Genomic DNA, 7076 nt, shown 5'->3' on the forward strand with positions numbered 1-7076 from the left:
GGAAAACCCCCGCCCCTACGTCGTTCTTCTAGCTCATTAGGCTATACACCAGCCACGAGGCCACGTAGGCCAGGCCGGTCATGTACACCAGCTGCAGCATGGGCCATTTCCAGCCTTTGGTTTCGCGGTAGGTGGCGGCCAGGGTGCTCATGCATTGCATGGCAAACACATAGAACACGAGCAGCGAAAACGAGCGGGCCGGCGTGAAGAACGGCTGGCCGTAGATGTCCTTTTCGGCGGCCAGTTTCTGCTGCACCGTTAGTTCGTCGGCATCCTGGCCCACGCTGTAAATCGTGCTCATCGTGCCCACAAATACCTCGCGGGCCGCAAAGGAGGTTATCAGCGAAATACCAATTTTCCAGTCGAAGCCCAGCGGGCGGATGGCTGGCTCCAGCACATGGCCGAAGATGCCAGCATACGAGTTTTCGAGCCGCTCGGAAGCCACCCGGGCGTCGGTTTCGTCGGGCGTCAGGCGCTGGGTGGCGGCGGTGGCGCGGGCCTGGGTTTCCACCTGCTCCAAACGGCCGGGGGGGCCGTAGGTAGCCAGCACCCACAGGATGATGGAAATAGCGAGAATCACCTTTCCGGCCTGAAAAACGAAGGTTTTCACCTTCTCCAGAATGGTGATGCCCACGTTCTTCCAGCGCGGCCAACGGTACACCGGAAACTCCATAATGAAGTAGCTCCGCTCGGTGGTGCGCATGAGCAGCTTCATGGCCCAGGCTGAGAAGATGGCCGCAAAAAAGCCCAGCAGGTATAGTCCCATCAGAGCGAAGCCGCGCAGGTTGAAGATGCCCAGCACCGCCTCATCGGGTACTACCAGCCCGATAAGCACGGTGTACACCGGAATCCGGGCCGAGCACGACATGAGCGGCGTGACGAAGATGGTAATAAGCCGGTCTTTGCGGTTTTCGATGGTGCGGGCGCTCATAATGGCTGGCACGGCGCAGGCCACGCCCGAAATCAGGGGCACGATGCTCTTGCCGTTCAGCCCAAAGCGCCGCATAATGCGGTCCATCATGAACGTAACGCGGGCCATGTAGCCGGTTTCTTCCAGCACCGCAATGAAGGCGAAGAGCAGGGCAATCTGCGGGATGAAAATCAGCACCCCGCCCAGGCCCGCCAGCACACCTTCGGTGAGCAGGTTGATGAGCGGGCCGCTGAAATTGGTCTGGATGAGGCGATTAATTCCGGCCACGCCCTCGTCGATCAATTCCATGGGGTAGCTGGCCCAGGCAAACACGGCCTGAAACATCAGAAACAGGATGCCGAAGAAAATGGCGTATCCCCAGATCCGGTGGGTCAGGACTTTATCGAGGCGGTTGCTGTAGGGCTCGTTCTGCTCAGTGCGCGTCACGGTTACGCAGTTCAGCAGAATCTCATTGACGCGGGCGTAGCGGGCAATGGTTTCCTGGGCTTGCCGGACGGTGGGCTTGAAGTCGTACTGCGTTGTCAGCTCCTCAATGTACGTCCGGTCATCAGGGCTGAGGAACGCTAAGTGGCGGTACTGGTGGGCGTAGTGCAGCGCCAGGTAATCGTTGTGCAGGTTGAAGTAATAGCGAATCTGCCGCACCATGGGCAGCAGGTCCTCCTCGGGCTCGTAAAATCGCTCGGTAGGGGCGCCAAGCGTCTGGCTCATCAATATTTTTAGGGCCGCAATGCCCACGCCTTTGCGGGCGTTCAGCGGCACCACGGGCACACCTAACTCAGCCTGCAGGGCCTCAATATCAATCTGGATGCCGTGCTGCTCGGCCGTGTCCATCATGTTGAGGGCCAGGATGGCGGGCAAGCCTAGGTCGGCCAGCTGGGTGAACAGCAGCAGATTGCGACGCAGGTTGCTGGCGTCCACCGTCACGACCACAAAATCGGGGTACTGCGGACTGGTGTGGTCGTAGAACAGGCTGGTAATTACCTTCTCATCGAGGCTCTTGGGGTAGAGCGAGTAGGTGCCCGGCAGGTCGATTATTTCGGCTCGCAGCTGGGGCGTGAGCTGGCTGATACCGGTTTTGCGGTCGACGGTAACGCCGGGGAAGTTGCCGACTTTCTGGTTGAGGCCGGTAAGCTGATTGAACAGCGACGATTTGCCCGAGTTGGGGTTGCCCACCAGCGCAATGCGAGCCAACAAGCCGCCTGCCCTTCCAGCGGCCGCCTCCAGGCGCTCCGCCGATCCGACCACCCCGGCCGGATCCGTCACAATATCTTCCCCACTCGTCATCCGGGCCTTCGCTATTTCAGCAGGATAGTGGCCGCTTCGCTTACCCTGAGCGACAACGTGTAATCGCACTGTTCGCCCACTATCAGCGTGATGGGACAGCCCAGCGGCGCCCGGCTGTTGAGGCGAACCTGGGTGCCGGGAATGCAGCCCATCTCGAGCAGCTTGAGAGCCATTTCCGGGTCCTCGAGGCAGCAAATTGTGGCCGATTCGCCCAGCTTGAGGTCTTTTACGCTACGGCGCACAGTCGGGGCGGAGACGAAGGTGGAGGTATCGGGCACGGTATGGAGTTATTTAGATTCTCTTCAAACAAAGATACTACCCTTTTATGTTTCAGCCAAAATTCGCTCCTGCCACCCAGTTGGATAGCGGCCTGCTAAGTAGCTGACCTATAATTATTCCGAAATGAAATTGCATCAGTATAAATATTCTTTGAAGTATTGCGTGTAGTGCCTATTTTCATTGTAGTTTTGGCATATATCTTAGTCCGGCTACCCATGATCACACGCTTACTTGCCCTTTTTTGCCTGCTACTGGCATTTCCACTGCTAAGCTTTGCCCAAGAGGCAAAAATTACCGGCCGCATTGTTGATGAAGCTAGTAAAGAACCCATCCCGTTTGCTTCCATCGGCCTGAAGGAAGAGCAGACCGGTGCCCTGACCAATGAGTACGGTTTTTTCCAGATGGGTATGCCCCAGAAAAACCCCCAAGACTCCCTGGTTATCGTGGCCCTGGGCTACCGCCGCAAATCGGTTCTCATCAAGCCCGGCCAGAAGGTGCAGGACATGATTATTGAGGTGACCAAGCTGGCCATCAAGCTGGAAAACGTGAATGTAGTCAGCAGCGCCAAAATCAAGAATCTGGGGCTGGGTTCACGCTCCAACACGCCCGGCGAGGGCATGATTCAGGGCATGCCCGGCAGCCAGTATGCCTTCTTCGTGAAGAACGAGAAGGGCAAAGATCTGGGCAACGTGCGTACCGTTTCGTTCTACATTGGCGAAAACGGCTTCCCCCGCGAGCCGTTCCGCGTGCGGCTCTACAAGGCCGATGGCAACTACAACTCGCCCAACACCGACCTGCTGACCGAGAACATCGTAGTGTCGGCTCCGAAGGGTGGCGAGTGGTACACCGTCGATCTGACCGAGTACAACATTGAGGCGCCCAAGGAAGGCTTTTTTGTGGCGATGGAGTGGATTGTGAGCGGCGACAACTTCTATACCGTCAACTTCATGGATAATTATACGCCCTACGGCCAGATTCTAAAGCCTACCTTCGAATACAAGGAGGCCCTCACCTGGAACTACACCATAGGCCGCGGCTGGAGCCTCATTACGCTGGCCAACGACGGCAAGCGCTACAATGCCATGATTCGCGCCGAAGTCGATCAGATCAAATAAATCACAACAGATATTGCAGATGAAAAGGATGACGCAGATTCCAGGCGCATCTTTTCTTGTAAACCATAGACAAAAAAACAGCCCGCTCGCAGCGGGCTGTTTTTTTTTGTGCGGAAAGAGGCAGGGAAGGAGCCAGTTTCAGTTGAAAAGGCTATTCGAAATCTGCATCATCCTTTTATCTGCAACATCTGTAATTATTACTTGAGCACGGCAATTTCTACACGGCGGTTCTGCTGGCGGCCGGCGGGCGTGGCATTGGTGGCCACGGGAGCTTTTTCGCCCATCGATTCGATGCTCACCATATCGGCCTTCATCATGCCCTTGGTTATGAGCCATTCCTTCACGGCGGCGGCCCGCTCACGGGCCAGGTCCATGTTGTAGTCTTTGGCCCCGCGCGAGTCGGCGAAGCCCAGTACGCGCACTTGCTTACCTTGATAGCGGCGGTTGATGGAGGCGCCGATTTCGGAGAGGGCACGGGTGGCTGTGGGCTTGATAACGGCCTTATCGGTGTCGAAAAGCACTTCCTCGTCGAGGCCGTAGAGGTTCAGGCGGTCGTTTTCGCGCACCTTAATCTCGGGCAGATCGATTTCTTCCATTTTGGCATCGCGCATCTCGGCATCGTTCACCGTGAAGGCATCTACAACTACGTTTTCGGTGGCGTTGGCGGCGGAAGTGGCCATGCCCTCGGCGGTGCGACCATTATCAAACACCACGGCCGTGTCGGCGGTGGCCTCGGAGGCTTCGTTTACCTCCGCCGGGTTCTTGAGGTCGGAGCAGGAAGAGGCGAGTAGGGCAATAGCGGCCAGAGCAGGAAGAAAGGACTTTTTCATCGGAGCAATATTATATAGGTGAATGGAAAGGTTATAATCTACTTTACGCAGACATGGCTCTTGCGTTGGATGCTACGACGAGGCCTGCACCCAAAATTCGCCCCGACCCCGGACTCCAGGCCACTACCGACCTAGCTGTTTTAGTCCTGCTCACGACCCCATTGCACGGTGCCCCTACTCCGCCACGAAGACCCGCTTCACCCGCTCGCTCACGTTGGTCAGCAGCTCGTAGGCAATGGTGCTGATGCGGGCGGCCAGCGCGGGCAATGGCAGGCCCTCGCCGAACACCACGGCCTCGTCACCGGCCCGCACATTGGGCAGGTCGGTGACGTCCACCATGCACATATCCATGCACACGCTGCCGACTAGTGAAGCGCGTTGCCCGCGAATAATCACCTCTCCTACTCCGTTGCCGAAACGCCGGTCATAACCGTCGGCATAGCCAATGGCCAGCGTGGCAATGCGCCGCTCGTGGGCCGTGGCCTCGCCGCGGCGGCCATAGCCCACGGTGTAGCCGGCGGGCAGAGTTTTCACCTGCGAAACCGTAGTGCGCAATGTGCTCACGGGCCGCAGCGCGTCGGGTTGCTGGCCGCTGGCTTCTACGCCGTACAGGCCAATACCCAGGCGTACCATATCGAACTGGGCCTCGGGAAAGCGCAGGATGCCGGCCGTGTTGAGGGCGTGTTTGAGCACAGGGTAGCCGATAATATGCTCCAACACCGCCGTGAGGCGGCCAAAGGCGGCCAGTTGGCCCCGCGAAAAGCCGTCGTGGCCGGCCTCGTCGGCGCTGGCCAGGTGGGTGAGGATGCTGGCCACCGGCACCAACACGGCGTTGGCATGCAGCAGCGCGCCCAGCTCGGCTACGTCTTCCTCGCCGAAACCCAGGCGGCGCATGCCGGTGTCGAGCTTGAGGTGAACGGGCGGCATCGAGGCCTGATGGGCAGCATCGAGGTAGCCCTGCAGTAACTCGAAGGAGTAGATTTCGGGCTCGAGGTGGTACTGGCGTAGGGTGGCGAACGAGTCGGGGGCCGGGTTCATCACCATAATAGGCAGGCTAATGCCCTGGCGACGCAGCTCCACGCCCTCGTCGGCGTAGGCCACGGCCAAGTAGTCGGCGCGGTGGAACTGGAGCAGGTTGGCCACTTCCATCGAGCCGCTGCCGTAGGCGAAGGCCTTCACCATCACCATCAGCTTCACGCCGGGGCGCAGGCGGCGGCGGTAGAAGTTGAGGTTATGCACCAGCGCGTCGAGGTTGACTTCGAGCACCGTGCCGTGGAGTTTCTGCTGGAGCGCGGCCACCACCCGCTCGAACCCGTAGCGGCGGGCGCCCTTCACCAGCAGCAGTTCCTGCCGGAAATCATCAGCCCGAAAATCGGCCAGCAGCGCCTCAGTATCAGGGTAAAAGTGGGTTTTCAGGCCCGCAAAAGCGGCTTGGTGCCGACTGATTTCGGGGCCGACGCCGATGAGGCGCTGGACATCGGAAGCAGGCAGGAGCGCAGCCACGCGGGCGTAGAGCTCGGCGCCTTCGAGGCCCGATTCGAGCACGTCGGAGAGGATGAGCGTGCGGGGCAGGCGGCGGGGCTGGCGGCTTAGCGCGTCGAGGGCCAGGCGCAGGCCGGCCAGGTCGTTGTTGTAGGTATCGTCGAGCACGTAGCAGCCGTTGAGGGCCTGCTTCATCTCCAGGCGCATGGCCACGGGCTGCAGCCGCTCCAGCCGGCGCTGAATTTCGTCGGGCGCCACGCCGCGGTGCAGCAGCACTACTAGGCCGTGCAGGGCGTTTTCCAGCGAGGGCTCGTCGGCGAAGGGCAACGTGAAGGTGTGCGACTCGGCCCCGGCTTGTTTTATGCGCAGCACGGTACGGTCGGCCAGCGTTTCTTTCACTGACACCAGCCAGCGGGCCTCGCCGGTCTCGTACACGGCCCGCTGGCGCGTCCAGGCGGCCAGGGTTTCGGGCGGCAGCTGGCGGCGGGCGGCAGCGTGTACCAGCGGGTGGTCGGCGCAGTAGAACAGGGTTTTCACCTGCTCGAACAGGCGCATCTTCTCGGCTACTTTTTCTTCCCAGGAAGCAAAACCGGCATCGTGGGCGGTGCCTAGGTTGGTGAAGATGCCCAGCGTGGGCTGGATGACGTGGGCCAGCCGCGCCATCTCGCCGGGCTCAGAAATGCCGGCCTCAAAAATGCCCAGCGTGTGCCGCGTGTTCAGCTCCCACACGCTCAGTGGCACGCCTACCTGCGAGTTGTAGGAGCGCGGGCTCTTGCATACCAGCTCCTCGGGGCTCAGCAGCTGCGCCAGCCACTCCTTCACAATGGTTTTGCCATTCGAGCCCGTGATGCCGAATACGGGCAGCGCGAACTGCCGCCGGTGGTGGGCCGCCAGGGTTTGCAGCGCCGCCAGCACATCATCCGCGGCCAGCAAACCCGCCTCCGGATAGGCCGCCGCGCCGCCCGGCAACTCCACGCCGGCCTCCACCACAAACTGCCGTACGCCGGCCTGGTACAGCTCGGGCAGGTAGCGGTGGCCGTCGTGCTGGGGGCCGCGCAGGGCAAAGAACAGGCTGTCGGCGGGTGTTTCGACGCGGCGGCTGTCAAGCAGCAGTCGTTGCACCGGGGCCGTGGCAGTGGGTTGCTGGAGCACGGT

The 7076-nt window shown here is 60.3% G+C and carries 5 protein-coding genes; 1 reads left to right on the plus strand and 4 read right to left on the minus strand.

Annotation, left to right across the window (positions count from 1 at the left end):
* Positions 1–28: 28 nt before the first annotated feature.
* A complete protein-coding gene (gene feoB / locus HW556_RS17495) occupies positions 29–2215 on the minus strand; it encodes a ferrous iron transport protein B (protein WP_176901414.1) in 2187 nt (728 codons plus the stop codon).
* 11 nt (positions 2216–2226) lie between these two features.
* A complete protein-coding gene (locus HW556_RS17500; protein ID WP_317170545.1) occupies positions 2227–2493 on the minus strand; it encodes a FeoA family protein in 267 nt (88 codons plus the stop codon).
* A gap of 216 nt (positions 2494–2709) precedes the next feature.
* Between HW556_RS17500 and HW556_RS17505 the strand changes: the two genes are divergently transcribed.
* Complete coding sequence (locus HW556_RS17505) at positions 2710–3609, plus strand: carboxypeptidase-like regulatory domain-containing protein (RefSeq protein ID WP_176901415.1); 900 nt, start codon at positions 2710–2712, stop codon at positions 3607–3609.
* A 197-nt stretch (positions 3610–3806) separates the two neighbouring features.
* Here HW556_RS17505 and HW556_RS17510 read toward each other — a convergent pair whose 3' ends face one another.
* Together HW556_RS17510 and HW556_RS17515 are read right to left on the minus strand one after the other, a co-directional pair.
* A complete protein-coding gene (locus HW556_RS17510; RefSeq protein ID WP_176901416.1) occupies positions 3807–4439 on the minus strand; it encodes an OmpA family protein in 633 nt (210 codons plus the stop codon).
* A gap of 174 nt (positions 4440–4613) precedes the next feature.
* Positions 4614–7076: bifunctional UDP-N-acetylmuramoyl-tripeptide:D-alanyl-D-alanine ligase/alanine racemase (locus HW556_RS17515; protein ID WP_246289710.1), on the minus strand; the 2463-nt coding region annotated here is incomplete at its 5' end.

The organism is Hymenobacter terrestris (genome assembly GCF_013377905.1).
GTDB classification, from domain to species: Bacteria; Bacteroidota; Bacteroidia; order Cytophagales; family Hymenobacteraceae; genus Hymenobacter; species Hymenobacter terrestris.

What these genes read in the sequence shown, in the direction of transcription:
- feoB (WP_176901414.1), bottom strand. Translation starts at nt 2,215, where the DNA reads ATGACGAGTGGGGAAGATATTGTGACGGATCCGGCCGGGGTGGTCGGA.
- HW556_RS17510 (WP_176901416.1), bottom strand. Translation starts at nt 4,439, where the DNA reads ATGAAAAAGTCCTTTCTTCCTGCTCTGGCCGCTATTGCCCTACTCGCC.
- HW556_RS17505 (WP_176901415.1), top strand. Translation starts at nt 2,710, where the DNA reads ATGATCACACGCTTACTTGCCCTTTTTTGCCTGCTACTGGCATTTCCA.